We start from the raw sequence: 21,041 nt of genomic DNA, 5'->3' as shown, positions 1-21,041 counted from the left end.
CTGCTCGCCAGAAACAAGGTCACCCGGCGGCGTGGTCAGATGCCTACGATCCGGGTCGCCGAGCATGCGCCGGTGCGCAAGTGCCGGGACAAGAACAATCCCACCCCGAGCAGAGCACGACATCGCCGGGTCCGCCACAGCCTCCCTGCCGCAACACCGTGGTTGGGGGTGACTCCGAAACAGCATGTTCCTGCACCACAAGCGTCGGTGTGGGACACGGTCAAACCCACACCACCGCACGGTGATGCGGGTAGCCGTGACACACATACACCTCTACAGTCTGCTACACGAGTGGCAGATAGTATGAGATCTATGTAGACGCTGCTCTCGATTCGTGAACAGACGAGGGGGGCTTCGTGGGAACGTTGAAAGCTGATCTGGATGAGCTCGAAAAGCTGGGGGGAACCTTGCACGGGCTTGCCGACGAGGCGAGCGGTTTGAGAACCGGCCCGGCGGCGGGACCGTTCATGTCGAGCGTGGGGGGCGTGATGTCCTCGGTCATCGAGGCGGCCGGGATCTCGGCGGATCTCGTTGATGGAGCGCTTGTCCCAGCGATCAAGGAAAGACTCGGCGAGACCGGGGACGTGATGATCCACGTTGCGCAGGAGTACCGCAGCCAGGACGAATCGTCGGCCGACCGATTCGTTACTGCCTACACGAACGCAACGGGCGACTGGAGCGGTGACGCATGAGCATCACCCGGACCCAGATCGAATCCTGGAATCCCTCGACGCTGACCGAGATCGGTGACGCCTGGATCGCCCTCGGCACCAAGGTCGAAGATCTCTTCACTCGATACGTCGACGGCGTGACCAAGGTCAACGACGCCTACTGGGAGGGTAAGACCGCCGAGGCCGCCCAGAACAGAGCGAACGCCGACAAGAAGACAGCCCTTGTGGTGGTGGATCAACTCGAAGCTCTCGCCAACCGCGCGAAACAGGGTTTCCACGATGTGGACGCGCCCCTGCAGCGCGCACGGATGGCGATCACGGCCGCGGAGTGTGCGGGTTTCCGTGTAGCCGACGACTTGACCGTCACCGATCCCGCGAACCCCGATCCCGACAACGATCGCGTGACCGAGATGACCGGATGGCAACGCGAGATCGTCGACGCGGCGTCGGCGACGGAGACTGCCGACGCGAGCGTCAAGGCTGCGCTCAATTCGGCTCGCGACGGATTACGGGCCACCTTCACTTCAGCCGCGGCACTGGGCTCCGATCAAGGCGCGTCCGACGGGACGCAACTCGTGTCCGATCCCGCCGGAATGGATCCAGAGCAGGTCCGGCGGCTGATTGAGGCCGGGGAACTGACATCCGGACAACTCGACGCCGTGAACTCCGGCAACACCGCGACAGTCCCTGCGTCTCAGATGGAGTATCTGAACCAGATCAGCCGGTCGCTGGATGGAAAAAGCCCGCAGGAGATCCAGCAGATCATCGACCAACTGCCCTCGGATTCGGGGCGCGCCCTGGCGAACTCACTCCAGATCGTGTCGAACGACAAGGTCACCGCCACCGTCAAAGGCGACTCGCAGGTGCCGACCAATGGCGGCCTGAACCTGCTACCCGACAAGATGCGCGAATCGCTGACCCGCGACGACCTCGTGAACCGCGATTTCAAGATGGTCGGATCCACCGGCGCAGCCAGCGTCGAACTGAACAGTGTCGCCGACAACCAGGCCATCGCGCACATCGTCCAGGCCGGCGATGCGCAATACAAGAAAGGCAGCAGCCTCGATCAGCACCTGCTGGAGGTGGGTCGCCAGTACCTCGACGCCCAGGTTGCGCACGAGCAGAACCCCAACCACACGTTCGAGTACTTCACAGTCGACGGTCGAGGTACCGAGAACACGGCGATCACCGAAAGCATCTTCACCGCCGTCGGCGACGACAAGATCGCCGTCGAGAACGCTGTCACCCAGCCCGACACCGGCCAGAACCTGGTTCGCGACGTCCTCACGCACAACTGGTCCGACAACGGGCAATCGGCAGCCTCGATGTTCCAGTTCGGCGTCGCCGAGGCCACAGTCGAGGACCCCGACAATCGAGCCGACGTCGTATCCGCCACGCGCAGCGGGCAGATCATGTCGGCCGTCGCCGAGAACATGAGTACCGACTGGGACACGCTGAGGGGAATACCCGGAACCAACGGGCAATCCGTCGGGGAGATCAATGCGGACCTCCTTCGGACCGTGTCTCACAGCATGAGTCCGTACATCGGCGATCTCGCGGGTGCCGGCAGACCGGAGAACCCCGGATTCGACATCGGCACTTGGGCAGACCCGGCCGACAACAACCACTTCGGCGGCTCGGCGAACGTCTTCGCCGTCATGAACACCGACCCGGAGGCGGGTACACATTTCACCCGGTCCTCGATGCAGGAAATCCTCGCCGCCGAGGGCCGGTACGCGCACGACCCGTCGGCACCCCTGGCCGGTGGCGACCTCTCCACCGCCGGCCGAATCCACGGCCTCATAGACCGGGGGCTACTCCTCTCGACCGAGGACAGCTACAGCGACAAGGCCGAGCAGGCGCAGGCCATCTACGACCGCAAGGCCGCGGCCTACGGTGCGCTCACCAGCGTCGGCTCCGTAGGCCTGGACCGACTGCCCGGCGGGGAGTTCATCAACACCATGATCGACGCCGGCGGCGACCCGTTGAAGGACGCCATCATCGGCAAAGCGCCGGGGCCGGCACCATCCGTTCCCCTGGAGGCTCCTGACTTCTACCGCGACTACTACAACATCCTGCGGGTGACACCGGATCTCCCGCCGTCCGCGCAGGTCGACTTTCCTTGGGCATTCGACAGTTCCGGGGAGCTTCGCAGTTGGGAGGATGTCCAATCCGATCCTGCGAACCGTTCGCTCCTCAAGGATGGCTATCAGACGATGTTCAGTCGTCTCGGCGATCCAGCAGATGGTAATGGCGAACGCATGCGCAACGGGTACGACGATGTGGTCCGCAATGACGGTTGAGCGCAGGAGTTCCCGGTGGTCCGTGACGGTGGCGGCTGCGGCAATCCTTGCCTCAGGTTGCGCACCCAGCGTTGGAGGTGAACCCGGAGCCGCAGAACAGGAACCCACTATTCTCTACACGAACGTGTGGTCGGCCAATCCGGGCATCAATCTGATGCAGCGGGGTCCTGAGCTGGTGCGTGCTGCCTATGAGGCCGCCGACTACACACGGTTCGTCGGTCAGGCCCACTCCTTTCCCGGGTATCCCGCTGCGGTCGGTGGCCCTGCTCGACAGGGCAACCCCGACAAGGAAGAGTTTTTCACCTGGCTCGAACCCGGTGAGGACGAGCAAATTCCCCTCACCAACTTCGCCCACATCACCTCGTACGAAGAGTCGGGCCCAGATATCGGTGCGACCGTGTGTAGCTACAACCTGCATGCCGATCCGGGAACGAATCTCAGCGTCGAAGGACTCAACATCGCATTCCGTGTCGAACTCGAGCGAACCGCCGACGACCCGGGCCAGCCGGGTGTTCCTGACACCGACCCCGCCCGGCAGGATCCCCGCGCGCATCGGGTACCGACGTGGAATGTGTTCGAGGGCTGGAAGATCACCAAGCTCCATTACCTGCGTCGGCTGAATGGTGATGTCATTCCACAGGGCTGCACGGACTGGTGGCAGCAGCAGTTCCCGGCGTTCGCCCCGAATGCGTCCGGCAACCTCGTGCCGCCTGCCGGGTTCGAACCGCCGACCATGCCTGTTGCCGTGCAGTATCCGGAGTGGATCGGGCCCGCGAATTCCGAGTAGCCGGCTTCGCCACCCGTGCGCGGTTGAGGAGTCCAGGCACTCGTCGACCGCTCACAGGCGGCGGCGCCGCCTGTCGTCGATGTAGAACAGCACGAGGGCTCCGCACAGGAGGGCGGCGGGGATCCAGGCGGCGGATCCGCCGAAGTAGCGGGTGGCGAATGCTCCGACGACGGCCCCACCGGCGAAGCTGCTGACGATGGCGGCGTACACCCGGGTGTGCTGACGCGATTCGGGGACCTTCTCGATGAATCCGGCGTACGCCGATTCGGTGAAGCGCATGAGGTTGCCGGTGGTGGCCACGGCGATGTACGACAGCGACCCGATGGTGCGGAACAGGCCGAACTGCATGGCCGCGACGAACGCAATGGGAACGGTGACCAGCGCGTTGGGGACGTTTGCGGGAACGAACGCGACCGCGACGAGGACGACGATCTGCGCGACCATCGCGATCCGGATCGGGTGGTCGAAGACGCTGTGGGCGAGTTCGCTCTTGAGCAGGTGCGCGAACGCGACACCGACGATGAACGCGAGGATCGGCCACAGGTGTGCCCGGGCGGCGTGGAAGTGCCGCTCCGACAGGTCGATGGCCATGAGGATGACGTTGCCGGTCTGGGCGTTCGCGAAGACGCCGCCGCGGCTGATGTAGGTGTAGGCGTCGAGGAAGCCGCCCGCGGCGGTGAGGAGCAGAGCGAACCGCAGCGTCGTGGATGTCTTCGGCACCTCCACCTGACCACCCCTACCGAATCGGGCCTGCTTTGCAGCCTAGAGGTCGGACGCGAGCGGGATCTCCTTCTCGGCCCGATCCGACATCCATTCGCGCAGTACTTTCGTGGCGATGACGTCGTCCTCGTTGTATTGCAGCAGTCGTTCGCGCTGGGTGAGGTCGGGTTCGCCGTCGTAGCCGACGGCTTCGCGGTACCAGCTCATCGACGCTTCACCGCTGGCGTCGGCGTCGCGCCACCGGAATCCGGCGACCGGGGCGATCTTCTTGAGGCCCTTGCCGCCCGGGCAGATGAACTGGTCGCTGATGGCCTGGTAGATGTCGACCCATTGTGGGCTGTCGATGAATTCCCGGATCTCGGCCTCGGTGGGGATGCCGGGTGTCCCGGCGAACCGGCGGGCGGAGTCCAGCAACCACTTGTCCTCCGCGGACCGCGAATAGCAGTACGCGGCGAAGGTTCTGCCGCTCAGCGCCGCCGCTTCCCGCTCGGCCATCAGCCACGTCCAGAATTCGGCGAACGACCGCGCCTCGTCCTGCGTCGGCACTGGGTCCCAGCTGACGAACGGCCGGTACGCCGACACCCCGTCCACGTTGAGCAGCGTGCCCCACAGGTAGGCGCCGTGTTCCTGGTAGCTCTCCATGTCGACGTCCACCTCGACGTCCGCGCGGGTCACCCGGATCTCCGGGAACCGTCGCACCAGCGGTGCCCCCGCGAGCCACGCCTTCGCGGTGACGACGGCGTCCTCGAACGCGCCGTGCGGCCAGTCCTCGAGCGGTTCGCGGTCCCACGCCGCGAGGTCGTCGATGGTGTGGCAGCCCGCGTCGCGCAGCATGTCGGCGCGGGAACCGGTGGCCACCAGGCTCACGTCGTGTGTCTGGGTCAACTGCTCCTCGCACCCGGGCCACCACGGGCAGGAACGGCATTCGCCGATCCTCGACGGCACGGTCGCCGATTCCCCGCGGGCGACGGCGAGCCGGTCGGCGAAGCGTTCGTCGTAGTCGTCGAGGATGGTGGTGAGGTCGTGCACGAAGATGACATCGGAGCCGTAGCCGATCGCACCGGCCACCAGGGCCGGACTCGCGAACCCGTGCCGCTCGAGCATCCGATACACCTGCGCGACGCGCATCTGGTCGCGGACCTGGCTGCGCGGCTTCCGCGTCGCGTCCTCCCGCGGTCGCCACTCGAACATGTCCGACGTCAGCGCGCCGCGGCCGGGATCGGTGACCTTGTGATTGACGACGATCACGGGGATGTACCCGCCGTGGTTCTCGTCACGGATGAGGATCTCGCAGCGCGCCCGCCGGCCGGCGTCCCGGTCGAGTGGGAGCACGGCTCCCCAGATGCGGTCGGCGCCCGCCTCGCACGCGGCCAGGGTGTCCTCGGCCCGCAGGCGCAGGCTCTGCTCGGTGTCGATCTGCACCCACCGTTCCGGTGCGTGGCCGGTGAGGATCCGGCGGACGTCTTCACGCTTGGCGGCGGCGGCATCCTGACGCTGGCGGACGCCCGGATCCTCGGGCGCGGCCGCGAGTTGGTCGGGGAACGCCGCATCGAGGTGCACCCGGTGGCGGCACCGCGTCAGTGCGCTGGCATCGATCACCGTCCCCGACGCCTTTCCGGGAGAGGCGTCGGGTTCTGATTGCTGACCGATATGGGAACACACGATGACGAAGATTATGTGCTCCCCTAGGCTGATCCCGAAGCACCGGATGCAGTTGGTAGCGTGGGCTGCGCTGAAACACCAGGAAAAGGGGTCTTTTCGATGGGGTTGTTCAAGAAACGTAAGTCCCGAGCCACCCGCAAGGCGGAAGCCAAGGCACTCAGGCACAAGGCCGGAGTGGAGGCGAAGCTGAGCGCGAAGAACGAACGGAAGCGCGACAAGCAGTCCGCCAAGGCCGGCCGCAAGCTCGAGGCTGCCGAGCTGAAGTCACTGAAGAAGGTCGAGAAGGCTCAGATCGCTGCGCTGAAGGCCGAGGAGAAGGCCGCGGCCCAGAAGGGTTTCACGGTCGCCGCCGTCCGCAAGTACCTCGGTGTCGCACGCCTGCTGACGCCGGTGCTGCTGCCGATCGCCTACCGGGCCGCCACGGTCGTGCGCGGGCAGATCGATGCCCGCCGTGCCGACCGGATGGGCGTCGACATCGACCAGCTCGCCAACTTCACCGGGCACGGCGCCAAGCTCAGCGCCCGCATCGCCGGTGCCGAAAGCTCCACCACGGAGATCCTCGGGCAGAAGCCGGACGACGCGGAGACGCAGAAGTTCGCCGCCGCGATCCGTGAGCGCCTCGGTGATCTGAGCACCGCCGTCCGCGCGGCCGAGCAGATGCCGCAGGCCCGCCGCAAGGCCGCTCATCACGCCATCTCGTCCGAACTCGACGGAGTCGAAGCCGATCTCCTCGCCCGCCTCGGCGTGCGCTGAACGACCCGACCCACCGCAATGTCCCCTGCCCGCCCCGCCGCGACCGCCACCCTTCGGGGCTCGGCGGTCGGCGCGCTCGTGGCCGCTCTCGCGGTCGCCGCGCACGGCATCGGCGGGGGCGGCCTCCCCGAATCCGCCGCGCTGACCCTGCTGCTCGTCACGTGCAGCGGTGTCGGTGCGGTCACCGCGCAACTGCCCGCCCGCTTCCACGGACCGCTCGCGCTGATGGGTGCCCTCGGTGTCGGCCAGGTGGCCGGACACTTCGCACTGACGCTCACCTCGCACGTGCACTCGGTGGTCCCGGCCTTGCCGATGCTCGCCGCGCACGCGGCCGCCACCGCGATCTGCGCCCTGCTGGTCGCGAACGCCGAGCGTCTGTACGGCCCCCTCGTTCACGTCTGGCGGGTGGTGCTCCGCGGCGCACCGCAGCCCGTCTCGGCGGTGACCACGGCACACGTCCCCGCGCGTCCCGCGAATCCCGTGGTCGCCCTGCTGCGCGCGAGCATTTCGCGTCGCGGTCCCCCGGTCCCGGTCTGACTCTCACCTCTTCTCCGTTCAGACCCTCAAAGGACCTTCGATGAATTCCCTCGTTTCCCGTGCCCTTTTCACGGCCGGTGCCGCCGGTGGCGCCATGCTGCTCGCGGCCGGTGTCGCCGCCGCCCACGTGACCGTCGTCGCCCCCGGCGCCGAGCAGGGCGGCTACTCCGTCCTGACGTTCCGCGTTCCCACCGAATCCGAGACGGCGTCCACCACCAAGCTGACCGTCACGCTCCCCGACCTGAAGTCGGCCCGCACCACACCGCTGCCGGGGTGGACGTCCGTCGTCGAGAAGGACCCGACGTCCAAGCTCGCAAAGTCCGTGACGTGGACCGCCGACCCCGGTGTCGGTGTGGCGCCCGGCCAGTTCCAGCAGTTCGAACTGTCCGCCGGACCGCTGCCGGAGCAGGACGAGGTGTCGTTCCCGGCCGCCCAGACGTACAGCGACGGCGAGGTCGTCAACTGGGATCAGGCGGTCGGCGCCGACGGCGCGGAGCCCGGCAAGCCGGCACCCACGCTCACACTGGCCGCGGCGAGCGGTGAAGACCACAGCCACGACGCGGGCGGCGCCACGACGTCCGAGGAGACCGAGACGACGGCGTCCGGCACCGACGACACCGCCCGCTGGCTGGGCGGCATCGGCCTGGTCCTCGGCGCGCTCGGTGCGGCCCTCGGCCTCGGCGCCATGGTCCGGAGCCGTCGCTCATGAGAGGACGCACCACCTTCACGTCGGTGAAGGTGATCGCGGTCGGGCTCCTGACCATGCTCGCGAGCATGCTCGGGGCCGGCACCGCGCTCGCCCATTCCGTGGTGATCAGCTCCACCCCCGAGAACGGCGCGGAGATCGCGGCCGGCCCGGAACGGGTGAGCGTCACGTTCAACGAGGCGCTGCAGGAATCGTTCGCGTCCCTCACCGTGGTGGGGCCCGACGGCAACCTGTGGACCAAGGGTGACCCCGCCGTCGAGGGGCCCACGGTCAGTGCCGAACTCGGCGAACTGGGACCGGCCGGTGTGTACACCGTCGCGTTCCGCGTCACGTCCGCCGACGGGCATCCGGTGAGCGGAACCCGCACGTTCACCCTCACCGAGGAGGGGTCGGGCACCCCCGGCGCCGCAGCGGACAGCTCGGGTGAATCCGGCAGCGGCGGAGTTCCGCTGTGGCCGTTCATCGTTGCCGGTGTGCTCGTGTTCGGCGGCGGACTGTGGTTCGCGCTCCGCAAGCCTCGCGGCGAGAACTGAGCACGGTGGGTACGGCGCGACAGTCCTGGCTGCTGTTCGCCGTACCCACATCGCTCGTCGGGGTCGCATGCGGTTGGGCGTTGGCGCAACCGGAAGACCCCTCACCGTCGAGCGCCGTCCGGGCGCTGTGCCTGGTGCTCGGTTCGGCGGTGCTCGGACTCGCCGCGCTGGGCTGGTGGAGTCGCGCGGACAACCGTCCCCTCGTGCGGGACCAACGGCTGTGGCGGCTGTCGACCGCCGTCGCCGGTGCGTGGATGCTCGCCGAGGCGGTGCTGCTGTCGATGACGGCGGCGGAGGCCGACGCCCTGGGATTGTCCGAGCTGTCGGTCGGACGGTTCGGCGCGTACGTGACCGAGATCAGCGCGGGACGCGTCGACCTCGCCGTTCTCGTATGCACGGCCGCGGCCACCGCGTGGTCGGCGGTCGCGTTCCGCCGCAGCGACGCCCGGCTCCCCGTCCCGGTGCTGGTGCTCGCGGCGCTCGCCCTGGTGGCCCGCCCGATCACCGGCCACATGTCGCAGCAGGTTCTCGGCTCGGTCCTCGACGTCGTCCATTCCCTGGCCGCCGCCGTGTGGTTCGGGCTCCTCGCCGCCCTCGGTCYGATGCTCCGGTCGCGCGGGGACTGGTCGTCGTGGCTGCCGCGGTATTCCGTCGTCGCGTGGCGGTGCGTGTGGCTGCTGACCGCGACCGGGATCGTCGACGCCGCGGTCCGGCTGGGCGGGGTGACGCCGCTGTTCGACACCGGTTACGGCCGCATCGTGCTCGCCAAGGCGGTGGCGTTGGCGGCGCTCCTCGGACTCGGCTGGTGGTGGCGGCGAACGTGGGTCGGGCAGGCGGCCGCGCACCGGATCAGCGCCGAGGGGTCCCTGCGACGGGCGATCGTGGAGGTGGTGGTGATGGCCGTTCCGTTCGGTCTCGCCGCCGCCCTTGCCACCACCGCCTGACCCGTGAGTACTTATTAACGTGCGGCGGTTAATAAGTACTCACGGGCGCGTCAGCGCAAGAGGATCTTTCCGCGGCTGCCGCCCTTCTCGCCGGCGCGCTGCGCGTCGGCGGCGTCGGTCAGCGGGAACGTGCGGGCGGGCGGGAGGGACAGTTTCCCGTCCGCGGCGAGGGCGCCCAGCCGGCGCAGTGTCTCCGCGTTCCGGTCGCCGGCGTTGCCGGACGAGAACGTGATTCCCAGCCCGAACGCGGCACCGTCCGACAGCGTCACGATCCGGTCGGTGCCCCCGCGCAGGTCCATCGCCGCCTCGAGCCCGCCGAAGCCGGCGTCGAGGACGGCGTCGACACCGTTCGGGGCCAGTTCGCGGACCCGGCCCGCCAGCCCCTCTCCGTACGTCGTGGGGGTCACGCCCAGCTCCCGCAGCGCGTCGTGGTGCTTCTCGCTCGCGGTGCCGATCACGGTGACACCCGAATCCAGCGCCAGTTGCGCCGCAAGGGTTCCCACCGCCCCCGATGCGCCGTTCACCAGCAACGTCTCACCGGATTTCAGCTTCAGGAGCCGCAGTCCACGGGTGGCTGCCTCGCCGGCGACGGGGATGGTGGCGGCGTCCGTCCAGCTCAACCCTTGCGGCTTCGGCACGACGATCGAGGCGAGCGCGTATTCGGCGTAGCCGCCGGTGTCGGACCAGCCGAACACCTCGTCACCCACCACCACGCCGGTCGCGTCCGGACCGACCGCGTCGACCACGCCGGCGATTTCACTGCCCGGGATCTTCGGGAACTGCACCGACATCACCTCGGCCATCGACCCCGACCGCAGCTTCCAGTCGATGGGGTTCACGCCGGCGGCCCGGATGACGAGGCGTACCTGGTTGCCGGTGGGTTCGGGGACGGGCACGTCGTGGGTCTCGAGCACCTCGGGACCACCGTAGGACGAGTAGGAGACTGCCTTCATGGTCTGCTTCGGGTTGGAATTCGTCATGCCAACAATCTCGTCCTCGGCGGTCCGTCGCGCCAGAGATTCGGCTGGTTGATCAACAGGGCTGCGGCGGCCTTCTTCAGATCGGCGACGAGGGCGTCGAACGCGTCGTCCCGATCCTCCGAAGGTCCGCGGAGCACGGCGGACGGGTGGATCGTCACGAAGACGTCCGGATCCACGTCGACGTCGACCTCGCCGTCGAGGTGCAGCAGCTCCCCGCGGTGTTCGGTGAGGCGGAACGACGGGCCGAGCAATGCCTGCGCGGCGGTGGCCCCGAGGCACACGAGGACGTCGGGCTGGACCGCCGCCAGTTCGGCGATCAGCCACGGCCGGCACGCGACGATCTCGGTGCGGTTCGGCTTCTTGTGGATTCGACGCTTGCCGCGTTCGGCGGGGACGAACTTGAAGTGCTTGACCGCGTTGGTGACGTAGGTGAGGTCCCGGTCGATGCCCGCCGCGTCGAGCGCCTTGTTCAGGAGTTTTCCTGCCGGACCGACGAACGGTTCACCGACGCGGTCTTCCTGATCGCCGGGTTGTTCGCCGACGAGCATCATCCGTGCGGATCGCCTGCCCGCGCCGAAGACGGTCTGCTCGGCGTCGCGGTACAGATCGCAGCCGTGGCACCCGTCCGCCGCGCGGGACAGTGCGTCGAGGTCGACGGTGTCCGGCACGAACGGTGCGGCCGAGGGCTTCGTGGCTCGGGGCATGGGCGTCGAGTACCCGTCGGGCGGAGCTTCATTCGCGCCACCCTGTCAATTAGTTTAGCGCTAAGATATAATCACCGGAGTAGCCCACCCAGAAAGCGAGCCTCCATGTCCCTCACCGAAGTCACCGCCCACCACCCCTACAGCCCGGCCGTGGTCGCCGGCGGACTCGCGTTCGTCTCCGGAGCACTGTCCGTCGATGCCGAGGGCACCGCCGTCCCGGGCCGCACCGAGGCGCTCGACGCCGCCGTGGACCGCATGGTCGATCGCCTCGCCACCGTCGGCGGACAGCTGAAGGACGTCGTCAAGCTCACCTACTACGTCACCGACCTGTCGTTGCGCGAGGAGGCGAACCGCCAGTTCGAGCGCATCTTCGACGAGCCGCGTCCCGCGCGCACCTTCCTGGAGGTCAGCAGCCTCCCCTACGGCGCCATCGCCGAGATCGACGCCGTCGCGGCGGTCGAGGGACGCTGACAGCGCACCCCGCCCGGCAGCGCCGCGGGTCCCCGTTCCGAGGAATCGACGGGGACCCGCGGCGCGTCGCCGTCACCTATGCTCGTTCGATATCTTGGTACTAAACAGATGAGACCCTCGAGGATCCAGGAGGTGCGCCCGGTGACGCAACGCCCCGTTCCAGATCGCGATGCCGTCGACGACATCGTCGACCAGTGGGCCCACCAGTGGCCCGACCTGGATGTGAGTCCGCTGAAAGTGCTGGGCCGCCTGCACCGTTCGTATCTGCGGTACCAGACGTCCCTTGCCGCCGTGTTCGAGGAGCACGGCATCAACATGGCGTCGTTCGACGTTCTGGCCGCCCTCCGACGTTCGGGTCCGCCGTACCGGATGACGTCCGGACAGCTGGCGGAATCCGCCCTCGTCACCACCGGCGGAGTCACGCTGCGCGTCGACCGCCTGGAGAAGGCGGGACTGGTGCAGCGGGAGCGTGACGCCGAGGACCGCCGCATCGTGCACGCGCAACTCACCGACGAGGGCTTGCGGGTGATCGAGAAGGTCGCGGAGGCCCACTTCGCCAACGAGTCGCAGATCCTCAGCGGGATGTCGCAGGACGATCAGGCGGCGTTGGCCGAATTGCTCCGCAAGCTCGAGCACTCGATCGTCGAGAACCAGGCCCCCACCGCCTGAGCGGAGGACTCAGCTGGCCGCGCGGGCGGTCAGGTCGGCGACCTCACCGAATCCGATGAACCGTTCGGACGCCGCCGTCATCTCCACGATGAAGCGTCGCTGCTCGTCCTGCGATGCACCGATCAGGCGCGCCGCACCCGTCCACTGCGCCTCGGACAGCTTGCGGGCGAGCTGGGCGGGTTCGGCGCACGGCGTCGCGATTCCGGCCTGGTTGAGCCGTTCGATGAACCGGATGTACCGGCCGAGGATCCGGTTGTGGGCCGCCTCGAGCTGTTCCCCGATCACTGGGTCGACGGCGGCGCGGTCCTCGATCATCGTGAACAGGCGGCCGCTGCTGTAGACGGTCTCGATGAACGCCGCGGTGGCCGCGCGCAGGACGGTGCGCGGGTCCGCGTCCGGCGGGACCGGGATGCGCTGAGCCTCGACGAACGTGTCGAACACCGCGGCGGCGACGGCACGGAACGCGTCGTCCCGGGATGCGAACCGGGCGGAGAATTCGGCCTGCGACACCCCGGCGGCAGCGGCGATGACCGCCTCGGTGGTGCGCTCGTATCCGAGCTCGGCGAAGCACCGCCCCGCCGCCTCGACCAACGCGAGCCGACCTCGATCGTCACCGTTCGTAAGCACCGCTCGCGCCTCCTCGTACCCCGGCCGGCGCCCGACGTGTCGGCCGTCACACATTCTTGGTTGACATTTCATTCACGTCAACCCGGGCGACCCTACGCCTGCTGTAGTGCCTTCGCCTGGGCTTCTGCCTGAGCCCGGTAGAGCCGGCGGAGCCGGATGACGCCGAGGTCGTGCTGGTACAGGTTCTCTGCCTGGTCCGCGTCGAATGCCATCGCCTCGAGCATGGTGCGGTCCTGCTCGAGCACCACCCAGTGCCGCTCCTCGAGCTTGGTGCGGTACAGGAACCGCCAGACGTCGCGTTCCCAGCCCTCGACGCGGCGGTACCGCCAGAAGAACACCGCGGTGGTCTCGGCGTCGATCGGCGTTCCCATGCCGACGATGCCGAACGAGCCACCCGGGCCCGCGGTCGGCGGGTACGGGATCTCGAGGTCCACCCAGTCGATGCCGGTCCGGCAGAATTCGACCCAGTCGAAGTTCACGCCCCGCTGGTCGGTCTTCTCGAAGAAGAACCCGCGATCGGTTTCGCGGATCCGGAACTTCGCGGACGTCTCGCCGCCGAACATCGAATGCGATTCGCGGTGCAGGAACGCTCCGTGCATCGGGTCGAGCAGGTTCTCCAGCGTGAACCGCCACGGCGCCTTCCACTCCGCGTAGCAGAGGAAGTGCGAGATGCCGTCGTCGGTGAGTCGCTCGGGGAGTTCGAGGGGCGCGGGCTCGGCGTCGGGGTCGGTGCCGAACCAGGCGAGCACGGCGCCGGCCACCTCCCGCACGGGGAGGCTGGTCACCAGCCGCTTGCCCTCGAGGTTGCAGCCGGGCATTCCGGGGACGGAGACGACGGTGCCGCCGCCGTCGACCTGCACGCCGTGGTACTGGCAGGCGACGCGATCGCCGAGGTGCTGACCCTGCGACAGCGGGGCGCCGCGGTGCGGGCAGCGGTCGGCGAGCATGCGGAGGGTGCCGTCGGACTGACGGAACAGCAGCCAGTCCTCGCCGAGGCGCCGCACCTTCTTCATGTCGCCGCGCGCGACGAAGTCGGACGGGCACACCGCGTGCCACTGGTCGCGCATCCCGGTCGCGAAGATCTCGTCGCCGGTCAGAGCCGCCTTGTGCAGTCGGTTCACCATGTCAGGCCCCCATCCGTCGGATCTCGTCCGTGAAAGTGTCGGTGGTCCAGGCGTCGCCGCCGGGACTGTGGATGCCGAGGGCGTTCAAACCCTTCACCAGGCCTTCGAGGTGGTGCACACCGGTGCCGAAGACCTCTTCGATCGCACCGGCCAGCTTCCGTTCGTACGGGGTGGGTGCCGTGCCGGACTGGCGTGGTTGCAGATACAGGCTCATGGTTCTTCCCTTCTAGAGATCCAGCACGAGCTCGTCGGAGCGGGCGCGGGAAACGCAGATCATGATGGTGGTGCCGGACTCCTGCTCGGAGCTGGAGAGCAGGGAGTCGCGGTGGTCGGGGGTGCCGGCGAGGACGCGGGTTTCGCATGTCCCGCAGATGCCTTCGCGGCAGGAGTTGGGGACGTCGACGCCGGATTCCTCGAGGGTGTCGAGGATGGTCCGGTCGGGGGCGACGGTGGCCGAGATGCCGGATCGTTCGCAGATCACGCGGACGGGACGGTCGCCGGCGAGGGTGTCGGCGGGGATCTCCTTCGCCTTGAACCGCTCGAGCCGGATCGCGCCGTCCGGCCAGGAATCGGTGTACCCCTCGACCGCGCCGAGCAGACCCTCGGGGCCGCAGGCGTAGACGAGCGTTTCCTCACGGGCGGTGCCGAGGATGCCGGCGAGGTCGAGGATGCCGTCGGCCTCCTCGGTGACGACGTGTACGCGGTCGCCGTATCCGGACAGTTCGTCGAGGAACGCCATCGACGCGCGGGCACGGCCGCCGTAGTGCAGTTCCCATTCGGCGCCCATGCGTTCGGCTTCACCGATCATCGCGAGGATCGGCGTGATGCCGATGCCGCCGGCGATGAACACGTAGCGCGGCGAGGGCAGGAGTTCGAAATTGTTGCGGGGTGCGCTCACCGACAGGCTGTCGCCGGGTCGCAGCGTCTCGTGGACGTGCCGGGAGCCGCCTCGGCCGGTCACCTCGTGGAGGATCGCGACGCGGTACCCGGTCTTGTCGTCGGGGTCTCCGCAGAGGGAGTACTGACGGATGGTCCCGCGGTTCAGGTGCAGGTCCAGGTGGGCGCCCGGCGTCCACCGGTCGACCGCGCCGCCGTCTTGTCGTTCGAGGCGAAGCGACACCACGCCCGAGGACTCGACCCGCATCTGACGCACCATCATGGGGACGGTGTCTGCGTCTGTTGTCATCGCTCACTCCCAGGCTCAACCGAAGGCATAGTTCCTTAGTGCTCAATAATTTAGCACTAAGATGTATCGTGCGCCACAGTTGAGGGGAAATTCGTCGAGCACAGGCCGGGCTACTCCGCTTCGCGGTACCGCACGGTCTCGGCCGCGAGCCGCTCCTCGTACGCCTGTGCGAGGTCGTGAAGAGCCTGCACGCAGTCACCGGTGAACACCGGCGCATGCATCGGTGCCAGCAGCAGGGGTTCCAGATCGGCGAGTCCCCGGATCGTGGGCCCGAGCGCCGGTGACAGGCACGTCGCGTTCCCCATGTCCTCCGCCGCGATCGCCGGGCCGACGATCTCCTCCTCCGTGGCAGGCGGATGATGCCCGAACGCGGTGAACAGGTCGCCGCAGAACAGCGTCTGCGTCGTCTCCTCGAAAACCAGCCCGGCGTCCCACCCGTGCGGAACGTGCGGAGTGTCGAGATGGCGAACCCGTCTGGTGCCCGTCTCCATCACGTCGCCGTACTGCAGGGGACGCGGCATACGATCGGCCAGGTCGTTGACCTGCACGAAGCAACCCATCGCCCCGTGCGCGACCTCGGCGTTCGGCGCGGCCGCCAGCCACGAGTTCATCGCGCCGCACTCGTCGGCCTCCACGTGCCCGAACGTGATCCACCGCAGCCTGTCGAGAGGAATCAGCCGGCCGACCGCCGCGGACACGGACGGAAACAGCGCACGCTGACCGGTGTGGAACAGCAGCGGTTCCTCACCGTCGACGAGGAACTGGTTCATGATCAGGTTGGGCTCGTCCAGATACGTGGATAACCGGTAGATGTCGGGAGCGAGCTCGGTAATCGTGGTGTCCATCCCTGGCTCCGATCACGTCACGGTATCGTGAGATCCAGCCTTCTCGGGACAGCGGCGGCGCGCAAGATCCTGCGGGTCCGCGATGAGGCTACCGCCGCTGCCCGACGCCGATCCGGACGAGATCGTGCCCGACGGTCACGGTGCCGGCGAACGTGGACTTCACGCCTCGTTCCCACTGGTCGTCGGTGACCTGCCGGGGGTCGCCCGGCCCGATGTGGGAGAGCACCACCTGACGGACATCCGCGTCCGTGGCGACGCGCCCGACGTCCTGCGCGGTGGTGTGCGCGTGAATCATGTGCTCGACCAGTGCGGGACCCGAAGTCTGCGCGTAGAAGTCGACGTCGATCACCTCGTGGACGAGGATGTCGGATCCTCGGGCGAGCCGGACGACATTCGCCGATTTCGCGGTGTCGCCGGAGAACGTGACCGCACCGTCCTCCGTGTCGAACCGGTACGCCAGCGAGGGATAGACGGGGCCGTGCGGAACCAGCGTCGCGGTGACCCGGACCCGGTCGTCTTCGAACACCGGGAACGGTTCCATCTCCGGCGCCGTGTTGTCGGCGGACGCACCCGCCGACACCGGTGGCAGTACGTCGTGCAGCGACAACCGCTGTCCGTAGTCGGACTGGGCGCCCTTTTCGACGTTGCGAATGTTGATGTCGTAGGCGAATGCGTCGAGTACGCCCGCGAACAGATCGGTGAGTCCGGGTGTCGGCGAGGCCGGACTCTGGATCGGAATGCTCTTGCCGCCGCGGGGCGTCGCCAATCTGCCCGCCGAGCCCGGGCCGTACACCGGCACCACGTTGCGGAATGTGTAGGACGGTGTCCCGCCCGGCAGCCAGAAGACGTTGAACAGATCGGCGATGTGATCGCTGTGCATGTGCGTGACGAAGACGCCACCGAGCGAATCCGCGGCGATACCAGCCTGGATCAGCTTTCGGCTCGACCAGGGACCCGCGTCGATCAGATACGGTGTGTCGCCGACGACGAGCACACTGGACGTGCCGCTCCGCCCCGGCACGGCGATGGGACCGGCCGCCGTGCCGAGCAGAATCAGCGTCGTCGCGTAACCGTCGACGTCACCGGACAACTCGTAGGCGTCCGGTGGCGTCGCGCCACTCGGCTGCGCGTCCGCGGTGTGGGACGCGCAGCTCGTCGCGGCGACGGCAGTGGCGGCGGACCCCAGCAGGGCCAGCGCCCGCCGCCTCGACAGAGCTTGTCCGCCGGCGGGTTCCATTCAGGCGTCCGTGCGGGCGGCGGCCAACTCCAGCGGCACCTGCCAGGCGTCGTATTCGTAGACCCAGTCGCCGTTGCCCGCGACCTTCAGCCATTCGTTGGACCGGGAGCCCCGCTGGATGCGTGACGTCCGCTGCAGTCGCGTCTCCTGGTAGGTCTGCAGCGCGACTGCGGGGTCGTCGAACAGGCTGAGGCAGCGGGACAGGACGACGGCGTCTTCGACTGCCATGCCGGCGCCCTGCGCCATGAACGGCATCATCGGATGTGCTGCGTCGCCGAGGAGCACGGACCGCCCGTCGGTCCACGACGCCAGCGGGTCGCGCACGTAGAGAGCCGATTTCAGGACGTCGTCGCAGGCGTCGAGGAGGGCTCGTGCCTCGGGGTGGAAGTCGCGGTACAGCTCGCGCAGTTCGGTGACGGATCCCGGTGTGGTCCACGATTCCTCGGTCCACTCCTCCTGCGCGCAGGTGGCGAAGACGAAGATGTCCTTGCCCTGGTTGAGGGGGAACGTCACGATCTGCGTCGACGAATCCGGCCCCCACCATTTGGTGAAGCAGTCGAGGTTCGGCAGGTCGCCGACGCGTTCGGTGGGGACGACGGCGCGGAACGCCACGACCCCGGTGAACGTCGGCTGTTCCCGCCCCAGCAGCGACGTCCGGACCGCGGAGTGGATCCCGTCGGCGCCGATGATCACGTCTGCGGAAACCCCACTGCCGTCGGTGAACTCGATGCGGCCGTCGGCCACGCCGCTGACCCGGCGACCCATTTCGACGACACCCGACGGCAGCCGGTTCTCGAGCGCGGTCATGAGGTCGCCCCGGTGCATGGTCAACTGCGGTGCGCCGTACTGCTGTTCCGCGCTGTCGCCCATCGGCAGCCGGGACGTTTCGGCTCCCGTGTCCCACGTGCGGCTGATCCTGAACTGCGGGCGGGCGGCCGATTCGCGGATCGCCGGGCCGATGCCGAGTCCGTCGAGAGCCCGGACCGCGTTGGGGGTGAGGTTGATGTCGGCGCCGACGCGGGCGAACTGCCTCGTCTGTTCGTAGACCGTGACGTCGAGACCGAACTTGTGGAGGGCGATCGCCGTTGCCAGTCCGCCGATGCCGCCGCCGCAGACGGCGACCGTGGTCACTGTGCAGCCTTTCCGGGGACCGTGACGGGCGGCGTGAACGGTGCCGGCATGTCGCCGTAGGCGGCGAGATCGACCTCGACGATCACCGGCGCCTGCCTCGACACGGCGTCCGCGAGCACCTCGTGGGCCTCGCCGGCGCCACCGATCCGCAGGTACGGCACGCCGATGGACTGCGCCAGCAACGGGAAGTCGGGGGTGACGAGGTCGACGGCGTAGGTGTCTTCGCCGCCGCCCTTCTGCATGTTGCGCAGCACGCCGTAGCCGCCGTCGTTGAACACGAGCAGCACCAGCCACGGCTTCTCCTGCGCCATGGTCAGGATCTCACCGAAGTGGACGGCCAGGCCGCCGTCGCCGACGAGGGCCAGGGTGGGACGGGTCTCGTCGGCCAGCGCGGAACCGATGGCCATGCCCAGTCCCTGCCCGATGCCGCCGCCGCGAGGGAAGACGTTGGACTTGGGGTCGAACATCGGCAGCAGCCGGTTGCCCCAGGAACTCGACGCAATGGTGACGTCGCGGGCGATCACGGAATCCTGTGGGAACGCGGCACGCACGGCGTCGCACAGCACCGCGTGATCGCCGAGTCCGGCGCGCTGCTTGCTGCGGACGAGTTCGCGGGTGGCGCGAGCACGTTCGGTCCAGGCGGCGTCGACGGGCGTCAGGCCCGACAGCTGCCGGAGGAACGTCGCGATGTCAGCGGTGACCCCGGCCTCCGCCGGGTAGACGCGTCCGATCGCGGCCGCGTCGATATCGACCTGCACGTGCACGGCAGGAACGGGCATGGAGTAGTCGCCGGTCTCGTTGGACCGGAAGTGGGTACCCAGCGACAGCAGCAGGTCGGCATCCTGGAGGAGTTCGCGCCCCACGGGGGTGTTGCCGTAGTTGCCGATGCACAGCGGATGGTCCTCGGGCACGGCGCCGCGCCCGGAGTTGCTGGTGAGCAACGGGACTCCCCACTGCTCCACCAGTTCGGTCAGCTCGACGCCGGCCGTGGCGACACCGCCGCCAGCCCAGATCACCGGACGTTCCGCCGACTGCAGCAGGGCGAAGGCGACGGCCAACTCGTCGACGTCCGGTGTGCGCGGCGACTCCGACACCGGTTCGACCACGTCGATGACGTGTTCCGCGTACTGGAGGTCGATGGGCCATTCGATGCTCGACGGGCCTCCGGGCGCGGCGAGCGCGGCAGCGACGCCTTCCCGCAACACCTTTCCGGCGCCGTCGGTGTCGAGGATGGTGGCGGCATGCTTCGACGTCGCCGTCAGCATGCCCAGCTGATCCTTGGTCTCGTGGATGAAACCGCGACCCGAGCCGAGGTAGCGGCTCTCGACGTTGCCCGTCACGTGCAGCACCGACGTTCCGGCACTGAGCGATTCGATCAGCGAACCGGCCGCGTTGCCGGCACCGGTGCCGGTACTCGTGAGAGCGCAGCCGAGGCCGCCGGTGGCGCGGGCGTACCCGTCGGCGGCGCTGACCGCGGTGGCCTCGTGCCGGACCGGCACGAACCGCAGGTGCTTGCTCACCGCCTGCACCAGGGGCTGGTTGTGGACGCTCACGATACCGAAGACGGTGTCGACACCGGCCTCGCGCAGCACCTGGACGAGCAGGTCGCCCCCATTACCCACCTGCTTGTCATTTCGTGCAGACATGGTGTTCCTCTCAGACATAGCGCGCGACGCCTCCGCAGACGTCGAGGCTGGTGCCCGTCACGTAGGACGAGCGTGGAGACAGCAGGGTCACGATCATGGCGGCCACCTCGTCGGCGCGGCCGAACCGGCCGAGGCCGATACCGCGGTCCTGGGCGATCTCCGCCTCCCATTCGGCGAATGTGGCGTCGGTGCCGGACTCTTCGTAGCGGCGCCGCCACTGGCCGGTGTCGACCAGTCCGAGCGACACCGAGTTGACGCGGATGCCGTCGGCGGCGAGTTCGAGCGACAGCGACTTGCTGAGGTTCAGCAGCCCGGCCCGGGCGGCGCTGGTGGTGACCAGCCGCGGCTCGGGCTGACGTGCGAGCACCGCCGAGATGTTGACGATGGACGCGGCGTCGGACTTGCGCAGTACCGGCAGGGCGGCCTCGACGGTGTTGAGGACGCTGGAGAACTTGAGGTCGAGTTCGTCGCGCCAGTCGTCGAGGGTCGCCTCGCCGCGCGGGACCATGCGGGACTTGCCTGCGTTGTTGACCAGACCGTCGAGGCCGCCGAATCGGGCGACACCGGCGTCGACCAGCGCGGCGACCGCGGCCGGGTCCCGGACGTCGCAGGACGCGGTGAGGACGCGGTCACTGCCGGGCAGCGGCGCGATCACGGAGTCGAGCCGGTCGCGGTCGCGCGCACAGGTGACGACGTTGGCACCCTCCTCGAGCAGCATCGCGACGGTGGCGAGCCCGACTCCCGAGCTTCCGCCCGTCACCAGGTGGGTGCGGTCTTTCAGTTGCAGGTCCACGACGTGGTCCCC

Annotated in this window: 23 protein-coding genes and 1 pseudogene; 11 read left to right on the top strand and 13 right to left on the bottom strand. The window is 68.4% G+C overall.

The features are described from left to right. The 4 genes and pseudogenes from AC1D1G_RS13215 to AC1D1G_RS13200 all read left to right on the top strand — a co-directional run. Positions 1–318 (top strand): annotated as a pseudogene (locus AC1D1G_RS13215) (zinc ribbon domain-containing protein); the annotation flags it as partial. A 38-nt stretch (positions 319–356) separates the two neighbouring features. Beyond that, on the top strand, positions 357–692 hold the full coding sequence (locus AC1D1G_RS13210; RefSeq protein WP_280781921.1) for a hypothetical protein: 336 nt from the start codon (positions 357–359) through the stop codon (positions 690–692). After that, entirely contained in the window at positions 689–2,974 is a 2,286-nt protein-coding gene (locus AC1D1G_RS13205) for a TPR repeat domain-containing protein (protein ID WP_477952437.1), read from the top strand. The genes AC1D1G_RS13210 and AC1D1G_RS13205 overlap by 4 nt, the downstream gene beginning before the upstream one ends. Before the next feature lie 175 nt (positions 2,975–3,149). Further along, complete coding sequence (locus AC1D1G_RS13200; protein ID WP_477952435.1) at positions 3,150–3,761, top strand: hypothetical protein; 612 nt, start codon at positions 3,150–3,152, stop codon at positions 3,759–3,761. Between the two features lie 51 nt (positions 3,762–3,812). On the opposite strand, the gene AC1D1G_RS13195 is transcribed toward AC1D1G_RS13200, so the two are convergent. Both AC1D1G_RS13195 and AC1D1G_RS13190 read right to left on the bottom strand, forming a co-directional pair. Continuing rightward, on the bottom strand, positions 3,813–4,487 hold the full coding sequence (locus AC1D1G_RS13195; RefSeq protein WP_280781924.1) for a YoaK family protein: 675 nt from the start codon (positions 4,485–4,487) through the stop codon (positions 3,813–3,815). A 36-nt stretch (positions 4,488–4,523) separates the two neighbouring features. Beyond that, complete coding sequence (locus AC1D1G_RS13190) at positions 4,524–6,080, bottom strand: TM0106 family RecB-like putative nuclease (protein WP_477952434.1); 1,557 nt, start codon at positions 6,078–6,080, stop codon at positions 4,524–4,526. Between the two features lie 162 nt (positions 6,081–6,242). Between AC1D1G_RS13190 and AC1D1G_RS13185 the strand changes: the two genes are divergently transcribed. Genes AC1D1G_RS13185 through AC1D1G_RS13165 form a run of 5 tightly spaced genes read left to right on the top strand, consistent with a single transcriptional unit; the run spans position 6,243 to position 9,616 of the window. Next, positions 6,243–6,896, top strand: a complete 654-nt coding sequence (locus AC1D1G_RS13185; RefSeq protein ID WP_280781925.1) for a DUF6474 family protein — start codon at positions 6,243–6,245, stop codon at positions 6,894–6,896. 18 nt (positions 6,897–6,914) lie between these two features. Further along, on the top strand, positions 6,915–7,433 hold the full coding sequence (locus AC1D1G_RS13180; RefSeq protein ID WP_009760487.1) for a hypothetical protein: 519 nt from the start codon (positions 6,915–6,917) through the stop codon (positions 7,431–7,433). Between the two features lie 40 nt (positions 7,434–7,473). Next, positions 7,474–8,142 (top strand): YcnI family copper-binding membrane protein, encoded by a 669-nt coding sequence (locus tag AC1D1G_RS13175; protein WP_283332596.1) that lies wholly within the window; start codon positions 7,474–7,476, stop codon positions 8,140–8,142. Next, on the top strand, positions 8,139–8,672 hold the full coding sequence (locus tag AC1D1G_RS13170) for a copper resistance CopC family protein (RefSeq protein ID WP_477952433.1): 534 nt from the start codon (positions 8,139–8,141) through the stop codon (positions 8,670–8,672). The genes AC1D1G_RS13175 and AC1D1G_RS13170 overlap by 4 nt, the downstream gene beginning before the upstream one ends. A gap of 5 nt (positions 8,673–8,677) precedes the next feature. Further along, positions 8,678–9,616 carry a CopD family protein gene (locus tag AC1D1G_RS13165; protein WP_477952432.1) on the top strand — a complete coding sequence of 313 codons (939 nt, stop codon included), beginning with the start codon at positions 8,678–8,680 and terminating at the stop codon, positions 9,614–9,616. Positions 9,617–9,666: 50 nt separating this feature from the next. Here AC1D1G_RS13165 and AC1D1G_RS13160 read toward each other — a convergent pair whose 3' ends face one another. Next, positions 9,667–10,596, bottom strand: coding sequence for an NADP-dependent oxidoreductase (locus AC1D1G_RS13160; RefSeq protein WP_477952430.1), 930 nt, complete (start codon positions 10,594–10,596; stop codon positions 9,667–9,669). Beyond that, complete coding sequence (locus tag AC1D1G_RS13155) at positions 10,593–11,300, bottom strand: UdgX family uracil-DNA binding protein (RefSeq protein WP_477952429.1); 708 nt, start codon at positions 11,298–11,300, stop codon at positions 10,593–10,595. Before AC1D1G_RS13155 ends, AC1D1G_RS13160 begins: the two co-directional genes overlap by 4 nt. Before the next feature lie 105 nt (positions 11,301–11,405). Here AC1D1G_RS13155 and AC1D1G_RS13150 point away from each other — a divergent pair, with 105 nt between their 5' ends. Together AC1D1G_RS13150 and AC1D1G_RS13145 are read left to right on the top strand one after the other, a co-directional pair. After that, entirely contained in the window at positions 11,406–11,771 is a 366-nt protein-coding gene (locus AC1D1G_RS13150; RefSeq protein WP_009477076.1) for a RidA family protein, read from the top strand. A gap of 108 nt (positions 11,772–11,879) precedes the next feature. Then, positions 11,880–12,440: a MarR family winged helix-turn-helix transcriptional regulator gene (locus AC1D1G_RS13145; RefSeq protein ID WP_192817853.1), complete on the top strand. Its 561-nt coding sequence runs from the start codon at positions 11,880–11,882 to the stop codon at positions 12,438–12,440. 9 nt (positions 12,441–12,449) lie between these two features. On the opposite strand, the gene AC1D1G_RS13140 is transcribed toward AC1D1G_RS13145, so the two are convergent. The 9 genes from AC1D1G_RS13140 to AC1D1G_RS13100 form a co-directional block, all read right to left on the bottom strand. Beyond that, positions 12,450–13,139 (bottom strand): TetR/AcrR family transcriptional regulator, encoded by a 690-nt coding sequence (locus AC1D1G_RS13140; protein WP_477952427.1) that lies wholly within the window; start codon positions 13,137–13,139, stop codon positions 12,450–12,452. A gap of 20 nt (positions 13,140–13,159) precedes the next feature. Then, complete coding sequence (locus AC1D1G_RS13135) at positions 13,160–14,191, bottom strand: aromatic ring-hydroxylating oxygenase subunit alpha (RefSeq protein ID WP_005248917.1); 1,032 nt, start codon at positions 14,189–14,191, stop codon at positions 13,160–13,162. Between the two features lies 1 nt (position 14,192). Continuing rightward, positions 14,193–14,405, bottom strand: coding sequence for a recombinase-like helix-turn-helix domain-containing protein (locus AC1D1G_RS13130; protein ID WP_005248918.1), 213 nt, complete (start codon positions 14,403–14,405; stop codon positions 14,193–14,195). Positions 14,406–14,417: 12 nt separating this feature from the next. Then, positions 14,418–15,377 (bottom strand): PDR/VanB family oxidoreductase, encoded by a 960-nt coding sequence (locus tag AC1D1G_RS13125; protein WP_477952425.1) that lies wholly within the window; start codon positions 15,375–15,377, stop codon positions 14,418–14,420. A gap of 110 nt (positions 15,378–15,487) precedes the next feature. Further along, positions 15,488–16,222 carry an oxygen-binding di-iron domain-containing protein gene (locus AC1D1G_RS13120; protein ID WP_477952423.1) on the bottom strand — a complete coding sequence of 245 codons (735 nt, stop codon included), beginning with the start codon at positions 16,220–16,222 and terminating at the stop codon, positions 15,488–15,490. An 88-nt stretch (positions 16,223–16,310) separates the two neighbouring features. Next, the gene (locus AC1D1G_RS13115; RefSeq protein ID WP_477952421.1) at positions 16,311–17,459 is read right to left on the bottom strand and encodes an MBL fold metallo-hydrolase; all 1,149 of its coding nucleotides are present in this window, start codon (positions 17,457–17,459) and stop codon (positions 16,311–16,313) included. Then, the gene (locus AC1D1G_RS13110) at positions 17,460–18,590 is read right to left on the bottom strand and encodes an FAD-dependent monooxygenase (RefSeq protein WP_477952420.1); all 1,131 of its coding nucleotides are present in this window, start codon (positions 18,588–18,590) and stop codon (positions 17,460–17,462) included. It abuts the gene before it with no gap. After that, positions 18,587–20,254, bottom strand: coding sequence for a thiamine pyrophosphate-binding protein (locus tag AC1D1G_RS13105; RefSeq protein ID WP_280781937.1), 1,668 nt, complete (start codon positions 20,252–20,254; stop codon positions 18,587–18,589). Before AC1D1G_RS13105 ends, AC1D1G_RS13110 begins: the two co-directional genes overlap by 4 nt. Continuing rightward, positions 20,247–21,029 carry an SDR family oxidoreductase gene (locus tag AC1D1G_RS13100; protein ID WP_009477067.1) on the bottom strand — a complete coding sequence of 261 codons (783 nt, stop codon included), beginning with the start codon at positions 21,027–21,029 and terminating at the stop codon, positions 20,247–20,249. The genes AC1D1G_RS13105 and AC1D1G_RS13100 overlap by 8 nt, the downstream gene beginning before the upstream one ends. Positions 21,030–21,041: the final 12 nt, after the last annotated feature.

The sequence above is a fragment of the Rhodococcus sp. P3_B8 genome, assembly GCF_056402775.1.
This window is presented reverse-complemented; position numbering and strand designations above follow the sequence as displayed.